Raw genomic sequence first — 25,522 nt, 5'->3', positions numbered from 1 at the left:
ATTGCTTATTATAAAAAATTGTATTTAAAACTATTTATAAATTATTATAAAGAAAAGTGGAGGAATAAACCATGTTAAACTCAATGTATTCAGGTATTTCAGGATTAAATGCAAATCAGAGAAAATTAGATGTAGTTGGAAATAACATAGCAAACTCTGGAACCACAGCTTTTAAGGCTTCATCTGTAACCTTTCAAGATAGTATGTATCAAATGATTAAAAACTCTTCTAGTCCAAGCTTAAACTTAGGTGGTACTAATCCAGCTCAAGTAGGACTTGGAGTTTCGGTTCAAAGCATAAATGTAAACACAAACCAAGGAAGTTTACAACCAACAGGAAGACCTCTTGATTTAGCAGTAGACCAAAAGGGATATTTTGTTGTTGCTAAAGGACCAGCAGAAACAGTGGACGGAGAAATAATAGTAGATAATAAAACTCATACAATGACTTCTACTATGCAAACCCTTTTCACAAGAGATGGAGCTTTTAAGTTAGACCCATATGGTAATTTATTGAACTCTAATGGATATAGGGTTATGGGATATGCAGTAAAAGATGCAGCAAATACTGCACCAGCATATGATGGTAATGCAAAATATGATGATAAATTTAAATTTGTTGACCCTGATGATGCAAAATTTCAGGCTGATGAAAGTAAATTAGTTTCTTTAAGAATTCCTGATTCTGTACAAATTACTGACCCAAAAACAGGAACTACAATGGATGCAAAAATACAAAGTTTCTCCGTTGAAAAGGATGGAGTTATAACAGCAGTTCTTGCAGATGGAAGTAGAACAGCGCTTGGACAAGTAGCTATGGTATCTTTTAATAATGAAAGTGGACTTAAGCAACTAGGACAAAATATGTATTCATCGTCATCAAACTCTGGGGATCCTATACTAAGATCAGGAGTTAAAGCTGATAAGGCTAATGATAATAGTAAAGCATATGGAGATATAATTCAGGGAGCACTAGAAATGTCAAATACAGATTTGGCTGCACAGTTTACTGATATGATAGTTGCAAGTCGTTCTTTCCAAGCTTGTGGTAAGGTTATCACTACTGGAGATGAAATACTTCAAGAGTTAGTTAATCTAAAAAGATAATAAATTAGTAAGCAAGCCATAGAGGCATTAATTTTGATATTGGGTATTCACAGCTTTTAAAGTGAATGTAACTTTATGGACCTTGCTTGCTAAATGATTTACTTATTTAATTATTTAAATAAGTATTAGTGCAACTACATAAAGTTCATTTCATTATTAGAATCTTTTAGGAGGAATATTATGATTGAAGTTAGCACTTTAACTGGAACTAAATTTATATTAAACTGCGAACATATTGAAAAAATTGAACATATACCAGAAACTGTAATCACTTTAATTAATGGGAAGAAGTACCTGGTAAAAGAAGATGTTGAAGAAGTAATTAATAAGGTAATAAAATATAAAAATATGATTTTTAACCTGCATGTTTAGGAGGATTAGACGTGAAAAAAATGATTTTTTAACCATAATAGGGTTTATTGCAGCTACAGCTCTTATTATTATAGGAATGAATAGTAATGCTGGATACCTTATTTTCTGGGATCCTCTATCCATTTATATCACTGTTGGAGGCGCCATAGGAACTCTTTTAATGGCTTATCCTGTGAGTGAATTTAAAAGGCTTGGAAAAGTTATTATACAAGTTATGAAGGAACAAGAGTTATCAAAACTTGACACAATTAGCTTGTTTATTAATTTATCAAAAAAGGCTAGAAGAGAAGGATTACTTTCTTTAGAGGATGAAATAGCTCAAATTGAAAATGACTTTGTTAAAAAAGCTATGAATATGGTAGTAGATGGGGTTGAACCTGAATCAATTAAGGAAATCATGACTTTAGAAATAAACGAAATGGAAAAACGTCATAATGATGCTGCATCTGTATTTAAGACCTTAGGTGCATATGCTCCGGCTATGGGAATGTTAGGAACTTTAATTGGATTAATACAAATGCTTGCTGACCTAACAGATTCTTCGAATTTAGCTAAGGGTATGGGAAAAGCTCTTATAACTACTTTCTATGGTTCTATTGTTGCCAATGTTATCGCACTTCCTATTGCTGCTAAGCTAGAGTACAGAAGTGCTCAAGAAATTGGAACAAGACAAATGATTATTGAAGGAGTTTTAGCAATTCAATCAGGGGTTAACCCAAGAATTATTGAAGATAAATTGGTAGCATACCTATCACCAGATGAAAGAAGTAAATATTATACTGTAACTGCTAGTAGTGAAGGAGTGGCAGAGAATGGCTAAAAAGGAGATTAAAACAGATGCCTGGCTTGGCACTTACTCAGATACAGTAACGTTGCTATTGACCTTCTTTGTTTTGTTGTACTCATTCTCTACTGTGGATGCACAAAAGTTTAGGCAAATTTCTAATTCATTTCAAAGTATATTTACTGGGAAAGCAGATGACTCTATGCTAGAGTTTAATATTGCAAGTGGTGAAGCTCCAATAGTTGGCACAACAGACCCGATATCTGATGCATCTAAGGAAAATCAAGAGAAAAAACTGTATGATGATATCAAAGCTTTTATTCATGAAAATAATCTGGAAAATGATGTTAATATTTATGAAAATAATAAAGGGATTAATATTGAGTTAAAAGAAGCTATTATTTTTGATACTGGGAAATCAGATTTGAGGAGTGATAGCCTCGGTGTGTTAGATAAGGTTAATGAAATGATTAATAAGGTAAATACTAATGTAATCATAGAAGGACATACAGATAATGTGCCTATAAAGACTTCTCAGTACCCAAGTAACTGGCATTTATCATCTGCTAGAGCTTTGAGCGTGCTAGATTACTTTTTAGTTACTAAGGGACAAAAAAATCCTGAAAGATTTTCAGCTCAAGCTTATGGGGAGTTTAGTCCTATAGTTTCTAATGATACCCCAGAGCATAGAGCGATGAATAGAAGAGTTAATATAATTATCGTATCAAATAAAAAAGCGTCGTAAAAGGAGTAAGAATATGGCTGCAGAAAATAAAGTTAAAAAAGATATTAAAGAAAAAAAAGGTTCTAAAGCTATTTTAATAGTAGTAGGAATTGTTGTTGGACTTGTGTTAGTAGGAGCTGTTGCTTTTGGTGCTTATTACTTTGCAGCTAAAAGCATTACGCCTGTAGCAAGTACAACAGAAAGTGTTGCGTCAAGTAAGGACAGCACTGGAGAAGTGGCAACTTTTGAATTAGATGAGTTCTTAATTAACTTAGCTGATGAAGGAAAGCCAAGGTATTTAAAGGCTAAAATCTTTATCGGATACGTTAACGGAAAAGAATTAGCTGCGGAACTTACTACTAAAAAGCCTATCATAAGAGATACTGTTAATAATGTGCTAAGAACTAAAAAGAGCACTGATTTGTCAGTTCAAGGAGAAGAGACAATCAAGAAGGAATTAGCTGACAAAATTAATGATCAGTTAACTAAAGGCAGAATAGCTAATGTTTATTTCTCTGAAATTTTAATTCAATAGGTGGAAGCATGGATGGAAACATTTGGACTACATTATTGAAGATTTTGGTGTTTTTTCCATTTACTATTGCTTTAATTTTGATTCTTGGAAAAGTGGGTAGCAAATTCAATCTGGGAACTAGCGGAAAATTCATGAAGATCCTAGAAAGGCTACCACTTTCAAAAGAAAATTCATTGCTCATTGTAAAAGTTGGTGATAAGGCTTATTTAATCTCTAGCTCAAATGGTAAAATTGAAATCCTTAAAGAGATGGAACCAGAAGAGATTGAGAAAATAAGAGAAATTAACGCTTTAAACATGCAACAGTTTAATAATGGCATAGAAGGAATTAAAATGGATTCTTTTAAATTATCAAAATTAATATCAAAATTTAATTTGAAAAAATCCGATGATGATCAAATTACTAAGGACTAGAGGAAAGTGATTTATGAAAAAAAGAAGTTATAAACCTATTATATTTTTGGGTGTTTTGTTAATTTTTATATTGCTAAAAGAAAATATTGCTTATGCTGCAAATAACACTATTCCTATACCTAATGTAGATATATCCTTCAATGAGCCATCTACACCAGTTGAATATGTGGACAATATAAAGTTACTATTGATATTAACTGTTCTTACAGTATTACCATCAATATTAATTATGACTACCGGATTTGTAAGAATAGTTACAGTTTTATCATTTTTAAAGAATGCTATTGGAGCACAACAATCGATTCCAAGACAAGTAACAATTGGATTAGCGTTATTTTTAACTTTCTTTGTAATGGCTCCAACCTTTAATACCATAACTACAGAAGCTGTAACACCTTATTTGAACGGAGAAATTACTACAGAAGTAGCTATGGATAAAGGTGTTAAGCCACTTAAAGATTTTATGCTAAGGCAGACAAGGGTTAAAGATTTAAAACTGTTTTTAGAGGCAGGCAAAGCAGAAGATTCTGTCAAAATGGAAGAAGGAGAAGGTGGAATTCAAACTCCAAACTATGATGAAGTTCCTGTTCATGTAATACTTCCGGCGTTTGTTATTAGTGAATTACGAACAGCTTTCGAAATAGGATTCTTATTGTTTATACCTTTTTTAATAATAGATATAGTAGCTTCAAGTGTTCTTATGTCTATGGGGATGTTTATGCTACCACCTGCAATGATTTCTTTACCTTTTAAATTGTTACTATTTATATTAGTTGATGGGTGGAATTTAATTAGTCAGTCTTTAATTTTAAGTTTTAAATGATGAGGTGAGTACATGTCAGATACAATGGTTATTGCTCTGTTAAAGGATATGATTAAGGTAGCACTTATGATTTCTGGTCCAATTTTGATTACTGCTACAGTAGTGGGACTTATAATCAGTATTTTTCAAGCCACTACTCAAATACAGGAGCAAACATTAACCTTTGTTCCTAAGATTTTGGCAGTGGCTGCAGTAGGACTTTTAACTGCTAGTTGGATGGGAAATCAACTAATAAGTTTTACCAAGCAAATCTTCACAATAATTTCTAATATTGGAGCTTAGGTGGGATAAATTTGATTGACTTAGCATTGTTTGTAGTTTTTTTTATGGTATTTCTAAGACTTACTTCATTAATATTTTCTGTGCAAGTATTTTTCCCAAGTGATACACCTGCACTCTTAAAAGTTGGACTAGCTATGGTCATTTCTATAATCATTACACCTATGTTAGATTCTAGTTCAGTTGAAGCTATAAGTAGTATAATGGGAATTATACCAATAGCTATTAAGGAAATTATCGTAGGTCTTTCAATGGGGTTCGTTATTAACTTAATATTTTCTATGGCACAAATGGCAGGGCAAATGATGGATTTTTCCATTGGTTTCTCAATGATGACTCTATTTGACCCAATTGCTAGTGAAAACTTATCTGTAATGGGAAGACTTTTATATTGGATTTCCATAATGGTTTTTATGTTAGTTGATGGACACTTAATTGTTATAAAGGCCCTTATTGATAGCTTCAATGTTGTTTCACTAGGGAGCTTTACTTTTTTACCTGAACACTCCACCTATATGATTCATGTTATCTTAGAGTTTTTTGTTATTGGAGTTAAAATAGCAATACCTATAATTTTAATATTACTAATTACAGAAATAGTTCTTGGTTTAGTTTCAAGGGTAATGCCTCAGCTTAATGTTATGATTATGGGTATGCCTATAAAACTTTTAGTTGGCCTTTCAGCCTTTGGAGTATTAATACCCATGATTATGAAAGTTATAGTTGCAAATATTGGTAACTTGGATCGGATATTTACTCAGTATTTCAACATTCTACCATTCCTTGTAATCTTTGTAGCTAGCGACAGTGGTGAAAAGACTGAAGAAGCTACACCTAAAAAGAAGAAAGATGCTAAGGAAAAGGGGCAAGTTGTTAAAAGTAAGGAGCTGACCTCAGCTATAGTGTTGGTAACGGTTACTATTATTGCTTTAACACTTAGTAATTTTGCTATTAATAAATTAAAAGAAACTATCATATTGTATTTGCATTACTATCCTAATTTCGTGCTAAATAGTCAAAGCTTTAAGGGTATTTTAATAAATTCTTTTATTAGAATTATGATGATTTTTTTACCTGTTGCAATTCCGATTATGATAATTGGCGTTATTGCGAATGTAGCCCAAACTGGAAAGGTATTAACCACAGAAACTTTAAAGCCTAAACTTGAAAAGTTGAACCCAATTAGTGGGTTTAAAAGAATGTTTTCGATAAAGGCGCTTGTGGATTTAGTAAAAAATATAGCTATTGTAACTATTGTTGGCTATGTAGGTTATAACTTTATTAAAGATAATTATTATTCAGTAATAAATTATAGTAATTTTAAAGTTGATGCTATAGTTAGTGAGATTTCTAAGCTTATAACAAGTATTTTTTCTAAAGTTTCACTAGTTTTAATAGTTATAGGGATAGTAGATTATGTTTACCAGAGATACCAGTATAACAAAGACTTAAAGATGACTAAACAAGAAGTAAAGGAAGAATTTAAACAGCAAGAAGGTGATCCCTTAGTGAAATCTAAAATTAGACAAAAACAAAGGGATATGGCAATGAGACGAATGATGCAGTCAATACCTGATGCCACAGTGGTTATTACAAACCCAACTCATATCGCAGTTGCTTTGAAATATGATGAGAATAGTGGTAAGGCACCAATGGTTGTAGCAAAGGGTAGCGATAACATCGCAGTTAAAATAAAGGAAATTGCTATAGAAAATAAAGTTCCAATTATTGAAAACAAACCTCTTGCAAGATTAATGTTTAGTAAGGTAGAGTTAGATGAAGAAATACCTTATGACATGTATCAAGCAGTAGCAGAAATTCTTGTTTTAGTAGTGAAGGCATCTTCAAAAAAATAGATATTTATTATAATTATTAATTATGAAATTATAAAGAAGGATGATGGATTTGGCAGAGTATGGAACTTTTAAAATAAAAAATAACTTAGATGTTGTAGTTGCTTTTGGAGTAATACTTATTGTACTTATGATAATTATTCCATTACCACCAGCAATACTGGATGTTTTCTTTGCAATAAATATTTCAATATCAGTGGTAATATTACTTATTTCTATGTTTACTACTCATGTACTACAGTTATCTGTATTTCCAACGCTACTGTTAGTTACTACATTATTTCGATTAGCGTTGAATGTATCCTCTACAAGACTTATATTATCTCAAGCTAATGCAGGTAAAATTGTGCAAGCCTTTGGAGAATTTGTTATTGGTGGTAATTACGCAGTAGGAATAATAATTTTCTTAATTATTATTATTATACAATTTATAGTTATAACTAATGGTGCAGGAAGAGTTTCGGAGGTTAGTGCAAGATTTACCCTTGACGCAATGCCAGGTAAACAAATGAGTATAGATGCAGATTTGAATGCTGGTATGATTAGTGATGAGCAAGCTAGGGAGAGACGAAAAAATCTTCAATTAGAAGCTGATTTCTATGGAGCTATGGATGGAGCTTCTAAGTTTGTAAAAGGGGATGCTATTGCTGGAATTATTGTAACTATTATAAATATTATTGGTGGAATAATCATTGGAGTTTTAATGATGGATATGGGTGCAGCAGAAGCAGCAGCAACCTACACTAAGTTGACTATTGGAGATGGACTTGTAGCACAAATACCTGCATTATTAATTTCTACTGCTTCAGGTATATTGGTTACTCGTTCAGGAAGTGATGATAACTTAGGTACTCAAGTTACATCACAGTTAACTGCTTTCCCAATAGTAATTGCAATAGCTTCTTTTGTATTATTTATCTTTGCATTCATTCCTGGAATGCCAACTTTTATTTTCTTAGTGCTTTCAGCCGCTATAGGATATAGCTCATATCTATTATATAAAGAAGAGAAAGCTAAAGTGGTGTCTAGTATGGAGCTTGAAGAAAAAGAAATAATTGAAACAGAAAATCGTGAGCCAGAAAATGTGATGAATTTAATCACAGTAGAACCACTTGAAATAGAAATTGGTTATGGATTAATTCCATTAGCAGATGAGTCTTCAGGAGGAGATCTCCTTCAAAGAATTTCTTCTGTAAGACGACAGTGTGCTATTGAGATGGGAATAGTAGTACAGCCTATTAGAATTAGAGATAATTTGCAGTTAAAAACTAATGAGTATATAATTAAAATTAGAGGAACTGTAATAGCAAGGTCAGAACTAATGCCAAATATGTTACTTTGTATGAATCCAAGTAATGAGGAATTTTCAATGGCAGGTATTAGGACTGTGGAACCCACTTTTGGAATAGAGGCTTTATGGATTAATAAGGATCAAAGAGAGGATGCTGAGATTAAGGGCTTGACAGTTGTAGACCCAACGACAGTTATGGTGACTCACTTAACTGAAACTATTAAATCTCACTGCCATGAACTTCTTGGTAGACAAGAAACTAAGCTTATTATTGATTCAGTTAAAGAAAAATATAATACTGTAGTTGAAGAACTAATTCCAGATTTAATGACGATTGGCGAGATTCAAAAAGTTCTGCAAAATCTTTTAAGAGAAAAGGTTTCAATAAAAGATATGGTTACAATTCTAGAGTGTCTGGCAGATAATTCAAGGAATACTAAGGATATTGAGATTCTTACAGAGTATGTAAGATTTTCTCTTGGAAGAAATATATGTAACGAACTTATTGATGAAGATAATATTCTTACAGTATTAACCTTGTCACCGGAGATTGAAAATATTATTGGAAACAATATTCAAAAGTCCATGCAAGGATCTTTTCCAGCTGTAAATCCTGAAGTTACAACTGAATTACTAAACTCAATTAGAGATGGATTGAATAGAACATATTTTCCAAACAATATACCAGTTATTTTGGTTTCCCCAAGGATAAGGCCAGCTTTTAGAAAGCTTATTGAAATGGTATTTCCTAATGTGGCGATACTTTCACTTAATGAAATACCAAATGATATTGAGATAAGAACTGAAGGAGTTGTAGCACTATAATGATAATAAAACGGTACTTTGCCAGAAATATGAGGGAAGCACTAAATAAAATAAGAGAAGACCTAGGAAAAGATGCGGTTATCATTAGTCAGAGAAAGGTTAAAAAGCCTGGACTAAAAGGCTTTTTTTCATCTAAAGTCTTTGAAGTTACAGCTGCAATTGATTCAAAGGAAAATACTGAGGCTCAAAATGTGGATATACCTAAATATAGTGATAATAATTCAGGTATCTTACTTAAAGAGATGGAAGAAATGAAAACATTGATGAACTCCTTTATTGAAAACAGAAGCAATATTCCCAATTATGATTTTAGGGAAAATGATAGTGTTGAGGGTTTGCTTAAAGATTTAGACTTATCAAATGAAATTATAAAAGATATTTTAAGCAAATTACCTAAAGATTATGACGAGTCTGAGGTAAGAAGTTCATTACAAGCTTTAATTCATGAACTTGTTAATGTTGAAACTCCAACAATGGAAGGGATTATTGCATTGATTGGACCTACTGGAGTTGGAAAGACTACAACAATAGCAAAGTTAGCTGGTAAGCTTGCTCTTATTGAAAAGAAAAAAGTTGGATTGATTACTGTTGACACCTATAGAATAGGTGCTGTGGATCAGTTAAGAACTTATGCAGAAATAATGTCAATTCCCTTCAAGGTAGTATTTTCAATTGAAGATATGGAGAGTGCAGTTGATAGTATGAAAGATTGCGATGTGGTATTAGTTGATACAACTGGGAGAAGTAGTAAAAATGCCATGCAAATATCAGAACTAAGAAGATATATAGATAAATCTAAAGCTAATAAAGTGCATTTAGTTGTTAGTGCTACAACTAAAAATAAAGATGTAAAAATTATAACAGAAGGTTATAGTACTATAGCTTATGATTATGTAATTATTACTAAATTAGACGAAACAAGTACCTATGGTTCAATTTTAAATATTATTCACAATTCAGGAGCACCTATTAGCTTTATAACTACTGGTCAAAATGTGCCAGAAGACATAAAAACACCAACAAAAATTGACGTTGTAGACTTGATACTAGGAGAGAAAAGCATATGTTAGATCAGGCAACTAAATTGAGACAAATGGCAGAACAGTATGTTATCAAAGATGATAGAAGAGATACAGAAACCAAAGTTTTAACTATAACATCTGGTAAAGGTGGAGTTGGAAAAAGTAATATTGTGGTAAATTTGGGCATTATGCTCCAAAAGCTTGGTAAGAAAGTCATGATTTTTGATGCTGATTTAGGTATGGGTAACGATGATGTTTTAATAGGATGCGTTCCTAAATATAATGTATTTGATGTAATTTTTTCAGATAAGGAAATAGAAGAGGTTTTAGTTGAAGGTCCATATGGAATAAAGTTACTTCCAGGTGGGTCTGGATTATCTAAAGTAGATGACTTAACTGAAGTGCAAAGAAAGAAGTTTTTAAAAAAGCTTGAGAATATAGAAGGGTTTGATTACATATTAATTGATACTGGGGCGGGTGTTAATAGAAGTGTTCTAGGGTTTATTGCTTGCAGTGACGAACTTGTAGTTGTAGTTACACCTGAACCAACTGCTCTTACAGATGCTTATAGTTTATTAAAAGCTGTGAATCATTTTAAAATTAAAGCTAATGCAAAAGTTATAATAAATCGTGTCATTAGTGTTTCAGAAGGTAATAATACCTTTTCTAAGCTCAGAAACGCTGCAGATAAGTTTTTAAAGATTAAGTTAGAACACCTTGGAAATATAGCAGATGATTCAAAGGTAACCCAAGCTGTTAGAAAGCAAAAACCGTTAGTATTATCTTATCCTAACACTGAGTTTGTTGAGGATATAACAATAATTGCAAAGCATTTACAAGGCATTAATTATAGAGTTACTACTAGTGGAGTACAAGAATTATTCAAAAGAATTTTTAATATATTTTCTTAGGGAGGCAAAATGAATACAATTACTTTTCAAGTTAATAAAAAGTTAGATATAATATGTGATAATGGTGCTATAGCAAAAAGTATAATTCAAGAAGTAAACGAGAGTTTTTTTTATATTAGCATTCCTATGAGTGGAGGGATTTACTATCCGTTAAATCAAGGTGATATTATAGAGGCATACTATAGTGATGAGAAAAAGAATATATATAAGTTCAAATCACATGTAGTAGGAAGAAAGCATGAAAATATCCCACTAATTGCAATTAGTATGCCAACAGAATTTTATAAGGTGCAAAGAAGAAATTATGTTAGAATTAATTATGTAACTGAAATTAGTTATTTAGTTCTAAAAAATTATGATATTAAAGCTAAAAAAAATGTTCTTTTAGAAGAGTTTACTAAAGGTTATTCTGTTGATTTAAGCGGTGGTGGAATTAAGGTTAAAATAGCAGAAAAGTTAGAACTTAATGATATTTTAATGGTATGTCTACCAATTGAGCATAACCAGCACTTAGTTAAGTGTAAGGTGAAAAGAATAGAAAAGAATACTAGCAATAATGCCCATGTTTATGGTCTTTCCTTTCAAGATCTTGACAATACCATAAGAGAAGCAATTATAGGGTTTATTTTTAAGTACATGAGAAAAAACATTAGATCTAAATAGGAGGAATAAAAATGTCTGTAGCATGCCATGTAGACGTTAAAACAGAAATTGTTAAGAAGTACCTACCACTAGTAAAATACATAGCTTCAAAGGTTATAATTGGTAAGACAAGGTATGTTGAATTTGAGGACTTAGTTAGTTATGGGATAATTGGACTTATGGATGCTATAAATAAGTTTGATGAAGGCAAAGGAATGAAATTTTCAACTTATGCATCAATAAGAATAAAGGGTGCTATTATCGATGAACTAAGGAGAAATAGTCCAATTCCTAAAAGGTCTATGGATAAGCTAAATAGATATAATGAGGCCATAGAGGCGTTACGCAATAAATTGCTTAGAGAACCTACTAATTCTGAAATTGCAGATGAGTTACAAATTGCAAAGGAAGAAGTTTCACAAATCGAAGGATATATAAACTATATCTCAATGGTATCCTTAGATTCTCTCTTATTTAGTGAAGATGATGATGTTGCATTGTTAAACTCTATTGAAGATATTAATAGTCCAAGTCCACAAAAAACTCTTGAAGATACAGAAATGAAAGAGTATTTATATAAGGCTCTAGATTTATTAAGGGAAAAGGACAAATTAATATTAAACTTGTATTACTTTGAGGGGTTAACCTTAAAGCAAATTGGAGATGTTTTAGACGTTTCAGAGTCGAGAGTATGTCAGTTACACAGCAAAGCAATCATTAATTTAAAAAATGCAATTCGCAAGCTGAAATACGATTTAAATTCTTAGAAGTAGGGTGGATACATGTATATAATATTAATTTTTATTGGTTTTTTCTTAGTCATATTAAATTGGAAAGCTATAAGAAAGGAAAAGACTTCATTTAAGTCAGCCTTTGACACTGCATCAGCTAGTGTAGAGGAAGTTGATTTAATGCTACTTGAATTGAGAAGAGAATTTGCAGAAACAATTACTGAATTACAACGAGAAATTCTAGATTTAAAAGATATAATAGATAAGGGAACCCTAATAAAAAGAGAAGATATAATAAGTCAAGATGCTAACGTTGATATAAAGAATGAAATGAATAGTATAGAGAAATTAGATTATGATGAAGAAAAAAACTACAATAGTAGTGCACAAAGACTTGAGATAAGTTATAATAAAGAAGATAGTGGGATAATTACTAAAAGTTTACTGGAGAAAAGCGAAGCTAATATTAAAAGTGAATTACATAAAGACTTTGTTTTGGATGTAGAAAGCAATGATACCTTATCCAGTAATACTCTAAAGATTGAAGATATAAAAAATCTATTTAATGAAGGTCTAACTTTAGATGAGATTGCAGCTAGACTTAATATTGGAAAGGGTGAAGTCCTATTAATAAAGGAATTATATCTAAAATAAAGAGTTTTTTTGAGTTTTTCAGTGATAGAAAAATTTTATTTGGTATAGGTATTGGAATTTTAATGGCAGCTTTTTTTTCGTTTTTCAATGTAATTAGCTATAGCTTAAGTGATGGACAAGTTGAAATTAGAGCTAGGAAAATGGGAATGAAATATCCAGAGGAAATTAGGGTAATGATTAAAGATGAGGTGAAATAATGATAAGAGGGTTATATACAGCTACAGCAGGTCTTATAACAAGTGAGGCAAAACAAAATGTTATTATGAATAATATTGCCAATGCTAATACTTCAGGCTATAAGTCTGAAAATATCTCTATAAAAAGCTTTAATGAAGTAATGATATCTAATAGAGATAAGTTTCAAGGTAATAGAAATGTTCGAAATAATATTGGATATCTAAGTAACGGTTCTGAGATTAATGAAAGAAATACTAATTTTTCTCAAGGGTTGGTAAAAGGAACAGGTATTAACACTGATTTTGCTATTGAAGGAGAAGGGTTCTTTGTAGTTCAAAGAAATGAAGCTGGTGGAATGAAAAATTACTATACCAGAGATGGTCATTTTAATATTGATGGGAACGGTTATTTAGTTACAGTTAATGGGGACAGAGTTATGGGGTATAAAAATGGTCAATTGGAGCCTTTATATGTAGGTAGTGGAGATTTTGTATGCAGTAAAAGCGGCGAGATTTCTGTGGAAGGCATAGGAAGAAGTCAGCTTGCAGTAGTTGATTTTCAAAAAGAAAATAATACTTATGGAAATCTTATTAAAGTTAGCGATAACTTATACCAAGGTGAAAATCCAATTATGTCTACTAAGTATTCTATTAGTCAAAGATCACTAGAAACTGCAAATGTAAATATAATTAAAGAAATGTCAGACATGATGGCTGTAATGAGAAATTTTGAAAGCGATACTAAGGTTTTAAAGGCTTTAGATGAAACTTTGGGTAAGGCTGTAAATGAAATTGGTACAGTAAGATAGGTTAGGAGTGAGGATTATGTATGCACTTTTGTACACTAATAGAAGTTCAATGATGGCACAACAAAATAAGCTAGATGCTATTTCTAATAATATTGCAAATGTAAATACTATAGGATATAAAAAAGTTAATGTTCAGTTTCAAGATTTATATAATAATTCGTTACAGAGAGAAGGCGTTCCTACAAGTGTAGGTGCTAACAACCTTTACACAGGCAGTGGAGTTAAAAGTACTATTGCCCTTAGGCAATTCTCTCAAGGTGGGTTTAATGAAACTGGACTTAGCACAGATTTAGCTGTAGACGGAAAAGGGTTCTTTAAGGTTTATAAACCTGATGGCTCTGTTGCTTACACAAGAAATGGTAACTTTAAAATTGACTCTAGTGGAATCTTAGTTGACAATAATGGTTATAGATTAAGTGTTGTTGATGCACAAGGTAATGAACTAAATGTGCAAGACAGATTAAAGCTACAGGGTTCAAGCGTCCAAGTGGATAAAAACGGAAGTTTTATGATTAAAACAGATGGTAATTTTAGAACAATAGGTGAAATAAAGACCTATGATTCTATTAGTGGTGATGGATTATTATCAGCAGGCGATAGTCTTTTTGTTCCAAGGGAAAATGTGCAAATGGTTGAAGTGAAGGATAGGTCTATTCTTCAAGGATATTTGGAAAACTCAAATGTAGATATGGGTCAAGAAATGACGGATATGATTGTAACTCAAAGGGCTTTCCAATTAAGTTCTACTGGGTTAAAGACAGTAGATGAAATGTGGCATATGATTAATAGTTTAAGATAAGGCATCATAGCCTTCACATCTTGGACTTGTTATTTATTTTCAGATGCCTAACATATAATAATACATATTAAACTCATGTAAAAGGAAACTTTTGCGTGAGTTTTTTTACGGTGGAGGAAACTCACCTTTAGTTCCTTTAGCATTCTAAAAAAATTAGTGGAAACATATAATAGTGTATAAAAATTAATGGGTTTAAGGTATATATGAGAAATAATTGACTTGGTTACTTTTTTAGTAGGGGAGGAAGGCTATGGGGGTTGGATACCTATTTGGATGCTTACTTAGTATAGTTCTATGGCGATTTGATAGGCATGCTATGTTTGAAAGATTTCATGAAATTATTGTAAATAAGCTAGAAAAGAAAGTTTATTGCAATATATTTTATTTGTTTTTTATTGCAATTGTGTGCTTTATAGTAGGATTAGTTTGGCATAGAGAATTTAGAAATCTTTTGGTAACTCTACTAGTGATAGAAATTAGTGATACTGAAGCTAAAGGTAATTCAAATAGGATAGGTGATAAAAGGCAGTTCTACAATAAACTTTCCTGTATTGCTAGAGGTTTAGTTTGTGGATTCATTGCGCCAATTTTTTATATAGTGATTTTAGGGAATTTTGGAGGGGTTATTTATACTTTAATATACTATATTGGATTCCATAGTGAACTGCTTACTTTTAGATTTTTAAATAATCTACTAAATATTATTCCTTCGCTTATTGCCATATTAATACTATATACCATATATGTACCTAGAAATAAAACCTTAAGGATAAGTTTTAAAGGTGACTTCATTGGAAATGTTATTAGAGATCCATTAATAAATGTATATATTATATCCGCTTATATTGAGGGAGTAAATTTTTACTATGATGTGGAAAGAAAAAATGTTCACTACCTTAAAAGTTACGGAATCTTCTCAAATAAGATTGATTACATGTCTATTAAGGATTTTTCATCATTAGTTTATAGCATATGTTTTGTTGTCTTTGTAGCATTTTGGATTTATGAAGCAGAGCTAATAAAGGTAATTTTAACATCATAAACCATCTTTATAATATTACTTTTCTTAACAAAATTATAAAGCCTAGTTAAACAAAATTTGCCTATAGGAAGCCTTAGTTAATAGATAACTTTTGGCTCCTATAGGCTGTTATAATTCACACAAAATATAAAAGTAATATGTAGGTTTTAATTTTAAACCTAGGTTAACTACTTAGTTTGATTTATAACCTCAGTAATTGGAGGAATAACTTGTTTTTTTCTAGATACAATGCCATCTAGGAAAACCGTATCATTTTTAGATTTTACATTGAAGGCTCTGTAGAACAATTCTTTATGTTCACCAGCAGCGATAAATAATGAACTACTGCTAAATATGTCTGTAATCATTAAAAGCATTATGTCAAAGCCGTTTGAGGAGGCTTTTCTATTCATAAGAGCCTTGAAATCTTCTATCATTGGGTTAAAGCCTTCAATATAGGTAGTAGTTACTTGAGATACCCCAACTTTATAATTGTTAATTGCAAAGGTTTTAAAGTCTTGGTATATGATTTCCTTAGCAGTTTTACCTTCAAGAGAAGTTCCAGCCTTAAACATTTCCTTTGCAAACTCTTCAATATTTAAGTTAGCAATTTCTGCTAATCTTTTTAGTACTATCTCATCTACTAAGGTTGCTGTAGGTGACTTTAGTAAAAGCGTATCTGAAATAATTGCAGCACATAAAAGTCCTGCAATTTTCTTGCTTGGTCTAATACCATTTTCAAAGAAAATTGAAGCTACAATAGTTGAGGTACTTCCTACAGGCTCATTTCTAAAGTAGATTGGAATCCCAGTTTGAATATCAGCAATTCTATGATGATCAAGAATTTCTAGAACTTCTGCTTCTTCAAGGCCAGCTACTGATTGAGCTTTTTCGTTGTGATCCACTAAAATCAGTTTTTTTCTATTTTGAGTAATTAAATGATATCTAGAAATACTTCCAATTACCTTACCATTTTCATCTAGGACTGGATAGCTTCTATATCTAGTTTCAAGCATAATATCTTTTATGTCCTCGATAAAATCATTAGTATCAAAGGAGATTACATTATTTTTAGTCATAACAAAGCTAATTGGGATACTTTGAGGAATTAGTCTTGCTGCAGTGAAAGAGTCGTAAGGCGTAGTTATAACTGTGCAACCTTTTTTCATGGCCATGTCTATAGTACTGTCACTAGGAATATGACTACCACAAACTATCATAAGTTTTGCTTGTTTTTCTATAATAAACTTTTGAGTATCCTCTCTATCTCCGCATATTACAATATCCCCTGGCTCAATTATAGTTTTATCAGAGTCAGGTGCCATAGTAGAAACTACAACTTTTCCAGCAAGTATTAAATTTTCTTCCGATAAATATATAATTTTCCCAGATAGTGTTTCAAGTATGTTATTAATACTTGTATTGCTTTTAGCAAGAATGTAATTGTCCCAAATATCTAAATAGCTTGAAGCTAAGTTTGATACAGAAACTATTCCCCAAAGCCTGTCATTGGAATCTATTACAGGGAGGGTCTTTATGTTATTTTTTTTCATTATGGACCAAGCCATCTTTAAAGATATGTCAGGAGCAATAGGAGCTACGGTATCAATATCCAAATCTGCAACTTGAGTCTTTACAGTTTGAACAAGCTGAGGAGGTTCAACACCAAAATAATTTAATACAAAGGCTGTTTCCCTGTTTATTTCGCCAAGTCGTATAGGGATAGCAGGAATTTTTTGAGTTTTATTTTTAAACTCAGCATAAGCAATTGCAGCACAAATAGAATCTGAATCTGGATTCCTATGTCCTGTAATATAGATGGTATTCTTCATTTACATACCTCCTTAAAAATTTCCTTAAGGCATCTGAAATAAGGCGTTTGAAAATAAATAACAAGTAAAAGATGCCTAAGAGTATATGTAGTATTTTATAATGTAATTATTACCATGTCAATGAGTCTATAAAGACCACGGAGAATTTATAGAATTTCAATGGGCTTTTTACTAGAATAGAAAATTTTGAGCTAACTTATATTAGTAGCAATTTTTAAATATGGCATTAGGCATCTGAAAATAAATAACAAGTCCAAGATGCGAAGGATATTTTTTGATAGACAAGAAAACAGGTTCCGCAGATAGTGGGCTATCTAAGGGTTCTGTTGACGCAGTATATCACAAAATAGACGAGCAGATTGACTTATTTATTTTTTGAAGATGCCTTAAGTAAACTAGACTAATAAATATATACTTTTATTTGTTGAGATTGAAGCATTTTACTAAGGAATATACTAAAGGGCTAGTACATATATTTTATGGAAAGGCATCTATGTGGAAGTATATATAACCAAATCCTATAGATTCCTAAATTTTATAAAAAGGGGGAAAAAGTGTGAGAGCTAAAGAATACAGAGGGCTTACTAGCGAAGAAGTTGAAAGAAAATTAAAAGAACATGGCCTTAATGTGCTGGAAAATAAGAAAAAAATTTCAGCTATTAAAATTTTTCTTTCACAATTTAATGATTTAATTATATGGATACTTATTGTAGCCACCTTAATTTCAGGAATTATGGGGGACAAGGCCGATGCTATAACTATCCTAATTATCGTAGTAATGAATGCAATATTAGGATTTGTTCAGGAATTTAAAACTGAAAAATCTTTAGAAGCCTTAAAGGAACTTGCATCACCAACAGCTAAGGTAATCAGAAATGGAAGAATTGATATAATTAATTCTATTTATCTTGTGCCTGGAGATTTAATTGTTTTAGAAAGTGGAGATAGGATTCCAGCTGACTGTATCCTTGTAGAGGATAACAATATTATGGTGGATGAATCGTTGCTTACTGGAGAGTCTGTAGGAGTATTTAAGAGTAGTAATGATGACAATTGCCATATGTATATGGGCACTATAGTTCTTACTGGCAAAGGAAAGGCAAAAGTGTACTCTACAGGTATGAATACTGAAATGGGTAGAATTGCAGATATGCTTGGAAATATAGAAGATGAGACTTCACCTTTAAAGGAAAGGCTAAATTCTCTAGGAAGAATACTAGTGGTTTTATGTCTTTCTATTTGTACTTTGGTAACTTTTTTAGGCATATGGCGTGGTCAAAATGCCTATGAGATGTTCTTATCTGGAGTAAGTTTAGCTGTAGCTGCTATACCAGAGGGATTATCCGCTATTGTTACAGTGGCACTAGCTCTAGGGGTTTCTAGAATGTTAAATAGAAATGCTTTAGTTAGAAAACTTCCAGCGGTAGAGACCTTAGGCTGCACTTCTGTAATATGTAGTGATAAGACAGGAACCTTAACTCAAAATAAGATGACAGTTAAAGCCTTACTTTGCGATGGAAGGGTTCATAACTTAGATGAAGAAAAAGAATTTCAGCAAGATATGCTAAAAAAAATCTTTACCTATTGTAATGATTGTAACTATGATTTTACTAATAGTTCAATAGAAAAGGCTTTGATGGGAGATCCAACAGAAACCGCATTAATTAAAGCTTTTTTCAAAAAACCAAGAGATATCGAAAATTTTGTCACCTCTGCTGAAAGAGTTTATGATATACAATTTAACTCTACAAGAAAAATGATGACAGTTATTGTGAAAGATAGTAGAGATAAAGAAGTATGCTATGTTAAAGGGGCACCTGAGAGGGTAATAGAAAGATGTTCTCATATCCTAATTAATGGTAGAGTTGAGCCGTTTACTCCTGCTTACAGAAAAAGTGTAGAGAAATTAATTGATGATATGTCCTTTAGAGCTCTAAGATGTATTGCAGGAGCATATAAGGAAAATAACTTAGTTAAAAATGAAAGAGTTGAAAGTGATTTAGTTTTTGTAGGGGTGGCAGGAATCATTGACCCTCCAAGAAAAGAGGTTAAGGATGCTGTTTTAGAATGTAAAATTGCAGGAATAAAGCCTGTAATGATAACAGGAGACCACAAAAATACTGCATTTGCTATCGGTAAGGAACTTGATATTTGCACTGATGCTTCAGAGGTTATTACTGGGGCTGAACTAGATACTCTAAGTGATAAAGAATTAAACAAAAATATAAACAACTATAGGATATTTGCTAGAGTTAGTCCAAAACACAAATTAAGAATTGTTAAAGCCTTTAAGGCCCAAAATAAGATTGTGGCTATGACAGGAGATGGAGTTAATGATGCTCCAGCAGTTAAGGAGGCAGATATCGGTATTGCAATGGGAGTTTCAGGTACTGATGTAACTAAGGAAGCAGCCTCTATGATTCTTTTAGACGATAATTTTGCTACCATTGTAGCGGCAGTAGAAGAGGGAAGAGTTATTTATGATAATATTAGAAAGTTTATAAGATATTTATTGTCTTGTAACCTTGGAGAAGTACTAACAATGTTTTTAGCTTCACTTTTCTATTTGGAAGTCCCACTGTTGCCTATACAAATACTTTTTGTTAACTTGGTTACAGATGGATTACCAGCTATTGCTTTAGGAGTAGATCCAGCAGACAAAAATATTATGTATGAGAAACCAAGGGATAAAAATGAAGGAGTGTTCTCTAGAGGATTGAAAGAAAAGATTTTATTAAGGGGATCTTTAATAGGAATTTGCACAGTATTAGCCTTTTTAGTTGGTAAATACTATAGATTTGATTTAGAGACTTGTAGAACTTTAGCTCTTGGAACGTTGATTTGTTCTCAGCTAATTCACGTATTTGAATGTAGAAGTGAGAAACTTTCACTGTTTGAAATAAATCCCTTTACCAATATGTATCTAATAGGTGCTGTTACTATTTCTATAGGAGCCTTAATTTCTATTATGTATGTACCAACCTTCCAAGGAATATTCCATACTTCAGCAATAAATTTTGGACAATGGATGATAATTGTTTTCTTCTCAGGAATCATTTCCTTAATTAATAGTGTGTATATACTATTTACTCATAGGCATTAGAATACTTTTTAGGGAGCTGAAAATAACAAATAAGTTAACGCTGTGAAGAGATACTTTCAGTTGACAAATAGGCAGGTTCCTTGGATACTGAGCTATCTCGGGATACTGTTAGCGTAGTATAACTCGAAGTAGACCAGTGCACTAATATATTCATTTTTAAAAACTTCCCTAAAAAACCAATAAAAAAATAAGGTAGCAAATTCGCTACCTTATTCTTTATTTAAATCTTCTGTCTGCTCTCATTCTCTGCATTTTTAATCCACCCTCTACAGGAATTAAGTCCTTCTTAGTGGTTAGGTTCATAACATTCATAATTGAAATAAATTCTTTTAGATCTTTTTTCTTTTTCTTCTTTCTATCAGGCTTTAATCCCTGAATTACTAAAGAGTGACCCTGCTTTATTTCAATAAAATCAGGCTTTTTAAACCATCTTCTCTTATTGTAAATGCAAGTAGCAACAGCTTTGCTATTTTCTTGCTTTAATACTATTGTAACAGTTATCCAATTAATAATTCCTAAAAAACTTTTTTCCTCTGATTTTATGGAAAGAACTCTTCCTTGAAGCTGCGTAAGTCTGTCTCCATATTTTTTCAACCAATTATTAGTATAGCTTTCTGATAGTTTTTCTTTAAATCCCATATTGATGACTCCTTTTCGTGAAGAATATAAGGCATCTTCAAAAAATAAATAAGTCAATCTGCTCGTCTATTTTGTGCTATACTGCGTCAACAGAACCCTTAGATAGCCCCACTATTTGCGGAACCTGTTTCCTTGTCTATCAAAAAATATCCTTCACATCTTAGACTTGTTATTTATTTTCAGATGCCTAAACTTATAATTACTTAAAGTATATGTTTATTTATTAATATTATTATGATAACAAAAATATTATATAATAACCACATTATTATAACAAGTTTAAAGGAAAGTTTCAAAGATTAAAATAGAAAAACTTACTATTTTATAAAATTTTTATATTTTTGTTCCAAAATCACAGTTAAAAGAATATTAATATAATAAATGATTTTGAAGGAGGAGAGTATGTATAAAGAATTAACTCCCAAAGACATAATTTATGATTTTGATATTAATAGAGTCTCTGCATCAGAGGAAAAGTGGATGTTACCTCAATATTCAGAGGCATATAAAAAGATAAAAACTGCTCTTCAGATAGATAATGATGGTTATAATATTTATTTAGTTGATGATTACTCTAAAGATAGAATTAAACATATTATTGAGTATGTTAAAGATATCTTTAAAGATAATAAGGCTCCGGATGATATTTGTTATGTAGTTAAAGATGATGATAAACAACCAATACCAATTATACTTTCAAATGGGCTTGGAAATGAATTTAAGGAAGCACTTGAAGAATTACAGGGTTTATACTCCGAATATACTTTTCAGTTCTACAATGACTCAGAGAACAAAGAAAAAGATAATTTGGTAGACAAAATTCAAAAGAAAAGAAATGAAATTATTAATAGCTTAGTAGAGGTTTCTAAAAATAGTGGATTTGATATTAAGAGTAATAATGGTGGGTTTACCTTTATTCCACTAAATGAAGGCAGAGAAATGACTGAAGAAGAATATGAAGATTTAGACATGGATGAAAAAGATGCCATGATTAGTAAAGTAAATGAACTTAAAGCAAAGGCCAAGGACATATTAGAGCAGCTAAAGAATATGGAAGCCAATGAGCTTAAAAAAATAAAAGAAATAATGCTTATGTATCTCAATGAGCAAATTGAAAATAAGAAGGAAAACTTTAGAGAAACCTTTGAAGATAATAAAGAGGCAGTAGAATATTTAGAGTATGTATGCGAGACCATAGAAAGTAATTTAGTGGAAAACTATAGCATTAATTACGATGATGATGAAGAAAAGATAAATGAAATTATTTATAAGTATATGATTAATGTTATTGTTGATAATAATGGAAACAAAACACCACCGGTTATTTTTGAGGAAGATCCAAATGTTACAAATCTTCTTGGGAATATTGAATATGAAAACCACAATAATGTCTATGTTTCTGACGTATCTTTGATTAAGGCAGGTAGTCTAATTAAGGCTAATGGAGGATGTTTAATTATAAGAGTTAACAATTTATTAAACAATCTTCAATCCTATTATTATCTTAAAAAAGTATTAATTACAGAAAAAATAGATTTAGATTATAATAAGGGATATTTTGAATTATTAGCTCTTAGTGGATTAAAACCCAAGCCAATTGGAGTTAAACAAAAGGTTATTTTAATCGGGGACTACGAAACCTACGACTTGTTATACACTCATGATGAGGATTTTAGAAAAATCTTTAAAATGAGAACAGAGTATAAGACTGTTATGGAAATAGATAAAAATATTAAAGGTTCTCTAGTAAACGAAGTAAATAGATTTTGCGCAGAAAATAATATTAAACCATTAAGTAATGGAGCAATTAAAGAGATTGCCAAAGTGCTTTCAAGAAAAGCAGAAAATAAAAATAAAATCTTCTTCGATGATTATGATTTAACAAATTTAATTCTTTTAGCAAACGATAGAGTTTTGCAGCAAGGTAAAGAGACTATCGATGATGATGATATTATCGAAGTTGCCTATAAAAAAGAGCTCATTGAAGAAGAAATATTAAAGACTTACAAAGAGAAGAAAATGCTAATTAGCGTAAGTGGCAGCAGAGTAGGGCAGATTAATGGCCTTTCTGTTATTGACACGGGTTATGTAAGCTTTGGTAAACCTTTAAAAATAACTTGTACCTGTTACAAAGGAGATGGGCATATTATTGATACCCAAAGAGAATCTAATTTAAGTGGAAGAATTCATAACAAAGCAATAAGTATTTTAAGAGGTTTTATGAGTTCTCTCAATGGGGGATATAGAAAGCTCCCTGTAGATTTCCATATAAGCTTTGAACAGCTTTATGGAATAGTTGATGGAGATAGTGCTTCTGTAGCAGAAGTTGTTTGTATGATTTCCTCTTTAACAAAGCTTCCTATTAAACAAAATATAGCAGTTACAGGGTCTATAAATCAGTTTGGTGAAGTACAACCAATTGGCGGTGTTAATGAAAAAATTGAAGGTTTCTTTAGTGTGTGTAAAGAAGTGAATACCATAGAAGGAAAAGGAGTATTAATACCTGCATCAAATAAAGATGATTTAGTCCTATGTAAGGAAGTAGAGGATGCTATTTTACAAGGGAAATTTAAACTATATACAATGGAAAATATTGATGATGCCCTTCAAGTATTACTAGATTACAAAGACCCAACCTTGGAGAAAATTTTAAAAGTTATTGATAAGGAAAGTAAAAAATATATAGAAAAACCAAAAACACCTAAAGCTGGGGCTAGGAAAGTAAACCCAGAAAATAATAAGGTAGAAGATTAGGAAAACCTACAGGATAGAAATGTTATAAAATAAGAAAGTACACTGTGTGGATGAGAGGTAACTTATCCATAAAGTGTACTTTCTTATTTTATATAGAATAAAAGGAGATAAAAATCAGGTCACTTTTTCAGTGGCCTCATAAAAATCCTTTTTTATACGTTAAATCTAAAGTTAACTACATCTCCATCTTGCATTATATACTCTTTACCTTCGAGTCTATAACAACCCTTTTCCTTTGCCGAAGCTTCAGAACCACATTCTACTAGTTTATCATAAGAAACAATTTCAGCTCTGATAAATCCTCTTTCAATATCACTATGGATTTTTCCAGCAGCTTCAGGAGCCTTAGTTCCAATTTTAATTGTCCATGCTCTTACTTCTTGAACACCAGCAGTTAAAAAGCTCATTAGTCCAAGAAGAGTATAACTTTCTCTAATTAATTGATCTAATCCTGATTCACTTAAGCCATATTCACCTAGTAAATCCTTCTTTTCCTCATCGCTTAAAGTAGAAAGCTCTTCTTCGAGTTTTGCACAAACTATGATAACTCCAGAATTTTCATCCTTAGCATAAGATTTAACTTTTTTTACTAAATCATTTTCAGCATTCCCAGACATTAAATCTTCTTCACTCACATTGCAAGCATAAAGTACAGGTTTTGAGGTAATTAAGAATAAACTTTTAACAAATATATTTTCATCTTCTGTAAGTTCTAAGGTTCTAACAGGCTTATTATCTTCTAAATGTTTCTTTATTCTTTCCATAAGCTCGTATTCGGCCTTAGCAGTTTTATCTCCAGAACGAACTAATTTTAAAGCTTTTTCCATTCTTCTGTCTAAAACTTCAAGATCAGAGAAGATAAGCTCTAAATTAATAGTTTCAATATCTCTAATTGGATCTACTGAACCTTCAACGTGAACTATATTCTCATCATGAAAGCATCTAACTACATGAACTATAGATGCAACTTCTCTAATATGAGATAAAAATTTATTACCAAGTCCTTCACCTTTGCTAGCACCTCTAACAAGACCAGCAATATCATAAAACTCTATAGCAGTATAAACCTTCTTCTTTGAATTATAAATTTCTTGAAGTACATCAAGACGGTTATCAGGTACGCTAACTACACCTACATTTGGCTCGATAGTACAGAATGGATAATTTGCAGATTCTGCACCAGCCTGTGTAATAGCATTAAATAAAGTACTTTTACCAACGTTTGGTAAACCAACAATTCCTAATTTCATAAATTTTCTTTCCTTTCAAAGATAATACAAGATATAGGAGAACAAAGATAAGGCTTAGAATACATATAATACCAATCTTTGCTACCTTAAGGCCTTTAGAAGATGAATATAATAAATTTTCACCTTAAGAGCCTATGTTATTGAGAATCAAAGTTAAGAATTAACTCACACATT

The 25,522-nt window shown here is 31.4% G+C and carries 24 protein-coding genes; 21 read left to right on the top strand and 3 right to left on the bottom strand.

The annotated features are described in order from the left end of the window. Positions 1 to 71 precede the first annotated feature (71 nt). The 19 genes from J2Z44_RS07870 to J2Z44_RS07785 all read left to right on the top strand — a co-directional run bounded on the left by J2Z44_RS07870 (position 72) and on the right by J2Z44_RS07785 (position 15,791). The gene (locus J2Z44_RS07870; RefSeq protein WP_021283744.1) at positions 72 to 1,106 is read left to right on the top strand and encodes a flagellar hook protein FlgE; all 1,035 of its coding nucleotides are present in this window, start codon (positions 72 to 74) and stop codon (positions 1,104 to 1,106) included. Positions 1,107 to 1,286: 180 nt separating this feature from the next. Next, the gene (locus J2Z44_RS07865; RefSeq protein ID WP_021283745.1) at positions 1,287 to 1,478 is read left to right on the top strand and encodes a flagellar FlbD family protein; all 192 of its coding nucleotides are present in this window, start codon (positions 1,287 to 1,289) and stop codon (positions 1,476 to 1,478) included. Then, complete coding sequence (locus tag J2Z44_RS07860; protein WP_021283746.1) at positions 1,471 to 2,298, top strand: motility protein A; 828 nt, start codon at positions 1,471 to 1,473, stop codon at positions 2,296 to 2,298. The genes J2Z44_RS07865 and J2Z44_RS07860 overlap by 8 nt, the downstream gene beginning before the upstream one ends. Then, positions 2,291 to 3,007, top strand: a complete 717-nt coding sequence (locus J2Z44_RS07855; RefSeq protein WP_021283747.1) for a flagellar motor protein MotB — start codon at positions 2,291 to 2,293, stop codon at positions 3,005 to 3,007. The genes J2Z44_RS07860 and J2Z44_RS07855 overlap by 8 nt, the downstream gene beginning before the upstream one ends. A gap of 13 nt (positions 3,008 to 3,020) precedes the next feature. Beyond that, complete coding sequence (locus J2Z44_RS07850; RefSeq protein ID WP_209649473.1) at positions 3,021 to 3,521, top strand: flagellar basal body-associated FliL family protein; 501 nt, start codon at positions 3,021 to 3,023, stop codon at positions 3,519 to 3,521. An 8-nt stretch (positions 3,522 to 3,529) separates the two neighbouring features. Further along, positions 3,530 to 3,934, top strand: coding sequence for a flagellar biosynthetic protein FliO (gene fliO, locus J2Z44_RS07845; RefSeq protein WP_021283749.1), 405 nt, complete (start codon positions 3,530 to 3,532; stop codon positions 3,932 to 3,934). 13 nt (positions 3,935 to 3,947) lie between these two features. Next, positions 3,948 to 4,757, top strand: coding sequence for a flagellar type III secretion system pore protein FliP (gene fliP / locus J2Z44_RS07840; protein WP_021283750.1), 810 nt, complete (start codon positions 3,948 to 3,950; stop codon positions 4,755 to 4,757). 12 nt (positions 4,758 to 4,769) lie between these two features. Continuing rightward, positions 4,770 to 5,039, top strand: coding sequence for a flagellar biosynthesis protein FliQ (fliQ, locus tag J2Z44_RS07835; protein WP_021283751.1), 270 nt, complete (start codon positions 4,770 to 4,772; stop codon positions 5,037 to 5,039). An 11-nt stretch (positions 5,040 to 5,050) separates the two neighbouring features. After that, positions 5,051 to 6,892: a fused FliR family export protein/FlhB family type III secretion system protein gene (locus tag J2Z44_RS07830; RefSeq protein ID WP_021283752.1), complete on the top strand. Its 1,842-nt coding sequence runs from the start codon at positions 5,051 to 5,053 to the stop codon at positions 6,890 to 6,892. Between the two features lie 40 nt (positions 6,893 to 6,932). After that, the gene (flhA, locus tag J2Z44_RS07825) at positions 6,933 to 9,005 is read left to right on the top strand and encodes a flagellar biosynthesis protein FlhA (protein ID WP_378109462.1); all 2,073 of its coding nucleotides are present in this window, start codon (positions 6,933 to 6,935) and stop codon (positions 9,003 to 9,005) included. After that, positions 9,005 to 10,075: a flagellar biosynthesis GTPase FlhF gene (flhF, locus tag J2Z44_RS07820; RefSeq protein WP_021283754.1), complete on the top strand. Its 1,071-nt coding sequence runs from the start codon at positions 9,005 to 9,007 to the stop codon at positions 10,073 to 10,075. Before flhA ends, flhF begins: the two co-directional genes overlap by 1 nt. Next, positions 10,069 to 10,938, top strand: coding sequence for a MinD/ParA family protein (locus J2Z44_RS07815; RefSeq protein ID WP_021283755.1), 870 nt, complete (start codon positions 10,069 to 10,071; stop codon positions 10,936 to 10,938). Before flhF ends, J2Z44_RS07815 begins: the two co-directional genes overlap by 7 nt. A gap of 9 nt (positions 10,939 to 10,947) precedes the next feature. After that, positions 10,948 to 11,601, top strand: a complete 654-nt coding sequence (locus tag J2Z44_RS07810; RefSeq protein WP_021283756.1) for a flagellar brake protein — start codon at positions 10,948 to 10,950, stop codon at positions 11,599 to 11,601. A gap of 11 nt (positions 11,602 to 11,612) precedes the next feature. Further along, a complete protein-coding gene (locus tag J2Z44_RS07805; RefSeq protein WP_021283757.1) occupies positions 11,613 to 12,347 on the top strand; it encodes a FliA/WhiG family RNA polymerase sigma factor in 735 nt (244 codons plus the stop codon). Between the two features lie 15 nt (positions 12,348 to 12,362). Then, positions 12,363 to 12,965, top strand: coding sequence for a leucine-rich repeat flightless-interacting protein (locus J2Z44_RS07800; protein ID WP_021283758.1), 603 nt, complete (start codon positions 12,363 to 12,365; stop codon positions 12,963 to 12,965). A gap of 62 nt (positions 12,966 to 13,027) precedes the next feature. Continuing rightward, entirely contained in the window at positions 13,028 to 13,162 is a 135-nt protein-coding gene (locus tag J2Z44_RS21800; protein ID WP_021283759.1) for a hypothetical protein, read from the top strand. After that, positions 13,162 to 13,950 carry a flagellar hook-basal body complex protein gene (locus J2Z44_RS07795; protein ID WP_021283760.1) on the top strand — a complete coding sequence of 263 codons (789 nt, stop codon included), beginning with the start codon at positions 13,162 to 13,164 and terminating at the stop codon, positions 13,948 to 13,950. The genes J2Z44_RS21800 and J2Z44_RS07795 overlap by 1 nt, the downstream gene beginning before the upstream one ends. 16 nt (positions 13,951 to 13,966) lie before the next feature. Continuing rightward, complete coding sequence (locus J2Z44_RS07790) at positions 13,967 to 14,749, top strand: flagellar hook-basal body complex protein (protein ID WP_021283761.1); 783 nt, start codon at positions 13,967 to 13,969, stop codon at positions 14,747 to 14,749. A 250-nt stretch (positions 14,750 to 14,999) separates the two neighbouring features. Next, a complete protein-coding gene (locus J2Z44_RS07785) occupies positions 15,000 to 15,791 on the top strand; it encodes a hypothetical protein (protein ID WP_021283762.1) in 792 nt (263 codons plus the stop codon). A gap of 167 nt (positions 15,792 to 15,958) precedes the next feature. Here J2Z44_RS07785 and J2Z44_RS07780 read toward each other — a convergent pair whose 3' ends face one another. Then, entirely contained in the window at positions 15,959 to 17,602 is a 1,644-nt protein-coding gene (locus J2Z44_RS07780) for a putative manganese-dependent inorganic diphosphatase (protein ID WP_209649472.1), read from the bottom strand. A gap of 556 nt (positions 17,603 to 18,158) precedes the next feature. Here J2Z44_RS07780 and J2Z44_RS07775 point away from each other — a divergent pair. Next, positions 18,159 to 20,705 carry a cation-translocating P-type ATPase gene (locus tag J2Z44_RS07775; protein WP_021282384.1) on the top strand — a complete coding sequence of 849 codons (2,547 nt, stop codon included), beginning with the start codon at positions 18,159 to 18,161 and terminating at the stop codon, positions 20,703 to 20,705. Positions 20,706 to 20,921: 216 nt separating this feature from the next. On the opposite strand, the gene J2Z44_RS07770 is transcribed toward J2Z44_RS07775, so the two are convergent. Then, the gene (locus J2Z44_RS07770; protein ID WP_021282385.1) at positions 20,922 to 21,344 is read right to left on the bottom strand and encodes a hypothetical protein; all 423 of its coding nucleotides are present in this window, start codon (positions 21,342 to 21,344) and stop codon (positions 20,922 to 20,924) included. 402 nt (positions 21,345 to 21,746) lie between these two features. On the opposite strand from J2Z44_RS07770, the gene J2Z44_RS07765 reads away from it, so the two are divergent. Then, complete coding sequence (locus tag J2Z44_RS07765) at positions 21,747 to 24,098, top strand: AAA family ATPase (RefSeq protein WP_209649471.1); 2,352 nt, start codon at positions 21,747 to 21,749, stop codon at positions 24,096 to 24,098. A gap of 152 nt (positions 24,099 to 24,250) precedes the next feature. Here the strand turns inward: J2Z44_RS07765 and ychF are convergent, their stop codons facing one another. Then, the gene (gene ychF / locus J2Z44_RS07760; protein WP_021282388.1) at positions 24,251 to 25,348 is read right to left on the bottom strand and encodes a redox-regulated ATPase YchF; all 1,098 of its coding nucleotides are present in this window, start codon (positions 25,346 to 25,348) and stop codon (positions 24,251 to 24,253) included. Positions 25,349 to 25,522 lie beyond the last annotated feature (174 nt).

This window comes from Clostridium punense, from assembly GCF_017874425.1.
GTDB lineage: Bacteria > Bacillota > Clostridia > Clostridiales > Clostridiaceae > Clostridium_J > Clostridium_J punense.
Note: the sequence above shows the minus strand (reverse complement) of the source record. Positions and strands in the feature narration are given on the sequence as shown.

What these genes read in the sequence shown, in the direction of transcription:
- J2Z44_RS07870 (WP_021283744.1), top strand. Translation starts at nt 72, where the DNA reads ATGTTAAACTCAATGTATTCAGGTATTTCAGGATTAAATGCAAATCAG.
- J2Z44_RS07865 (WP_021283745.1), top strand. Translation starts at nt 1,287, where the DNA reads ATGATTGAAGTTAGCACTTTAACTGGAACTAAATTTATATTAAACTGC.
- J2Z44_RS07860 (WP_021283746.1), top strand. Translation starts at nt 1,471, where the DNA reads ATGTTTAGGAGGATTAGACGTGAAAAAAATGATTTTTTAACCATAATA.
- J2Z44_RS07855 (WP_021283747.1), top strand. Translation starts at nt 2,291, where the DNA reads ATGGCTAAAAAGGAGATTAAAACAGATGCCTGGCTTGGCACTTACTCA.
- J2Z44_RS07850 (WP_209649473.1), top strand. Translation starts at nt 3,021, where the DNA reads ATGGCTGCAGAAAATAAAGTTAAAAAAGATATTAAAGAAAAAAAAGGT.
- fliO (WP_021283749.1), top strand. Translation starts at nt 3,530, where the DNA reads ATGGATGGAAACATTTGGACTACATTATTGAAGATTTTGGTGTTTTTT.
- fliP (WP_021283750.1), top strand. Translation starts at nt 3,948, where the DNA reads ATGAAAAAAAGAAGTTATAAACCTATTATATTTTTGGGTGTTTTGTTA.
- fliQ (WP_021283751.1), top strand. Translation starts at nt 4,770, where the DNA reads ATGTCAGATACAATGGTTATTGCTCTGTTAAAGGATATGATTAAGGTA.
- flhA (WP_378109462.1), top strand. Translation starts at nt 6,933, where the DNA reads ATGATGGATTTGGCAGAGTATGGAACTTTTAAAATAAAAAATAACTTA.
- flhF (WP_021283754.1), top strand. Translation starts at nt 9,005, where the DNA reads ATGATAATAAAACGGTACTTTGCCAGAAATATGAGGGAAGCACTAAAT.
- J2Z44_RS07815 (WP_021283755.1), top strand. Translation starts at nt 10,069, where the DNA reads ATGTTAGATCAGGCAACTAAATTGAGACAAATGGCAGAACAGTATGTT.
- J2Z44_RS07810 (WP_021283756.1), top strand. Translation starts at nt 10,948, where the DNA reads ATGAATACAATTACTTTTCAAGTTAATAAAAAGTTAGATATAATATGT.
- J2Z44_RS07805 (WP_021283757.1), top strand. Translation starts at nt 11,613, where the DNA reads ATGTCTGTAGCATGCCATGTAGACGTTAAAACAGAAATTGTTAAGAAG.
- J2Z44_RS07800 (WP_021283758.1), top strand. Translation starts at nt 12,363, where the DNA reads ATGTATATAATATTAATTTTTATTGGTTTTTTCTTAGTCATATTAAAT.
- J2Z44_RS21800 (WP_021283759.1), top strand. Translation starts at nt 13,028, where the DNA reads ATGGCAGCTTTTTTTTCGTTTTTCAATGTAATTAGCTATAGCTTAAGT.
- J2Z44_RS07795 (WP_021283760.1), top strand. Translation starts at nt 13,162, where the DNA reads ATGATAAGAGGGTTATATACAGCTACAGCAGGTCTTATAACAAGTGAG.
- J2Z44_RS07790 (WP_021283761.1), top strand. Translation starts at nt 13,967, where the DNA reads ATGTATGCACTTTTGTACACTAATAGAAGTTCAATGATGGCACAACAA.
- J2Z44_RS07785 (WP_021283762.1), top strand. Translation starts at nt 15,000, where the DNA reads ATGGGGGTTGGATACCTATTTGGATGCTTACTTAGTATAGTTCTATGG.
- J2Z44_RS07780 (WP_209649472.1), bottom strand. Translation starts at nt 17,602, where the DNA reads ATGAAGAATACCATCTATATTACAGGACATAGGAATCCAGATTCAGAT.
- J2Z44_RS07770 (WP_021282385.1), bottom strand. Translation starts at nt 21,344, where the DNA reads ATGGGATTTAAAGAAAAACTATCAGAAAGCTATACTAATAATTGGTTG.
- J2Z44_RS07765 (WP_209649471.1), top strand. Translation starts at nt 21,747, where the DNA reads ATGTATAAAGAATTAACTCCCAAAGACATAATTTATGATTTTGATATT.
- ychF (WP_021282388.1), bottom strand. Translation starts at nt 25,348, where the DNA reads ATGAAATTAGGAATTGTTGGTTTACCAAACGTTGGTAAAAGTACTTTA.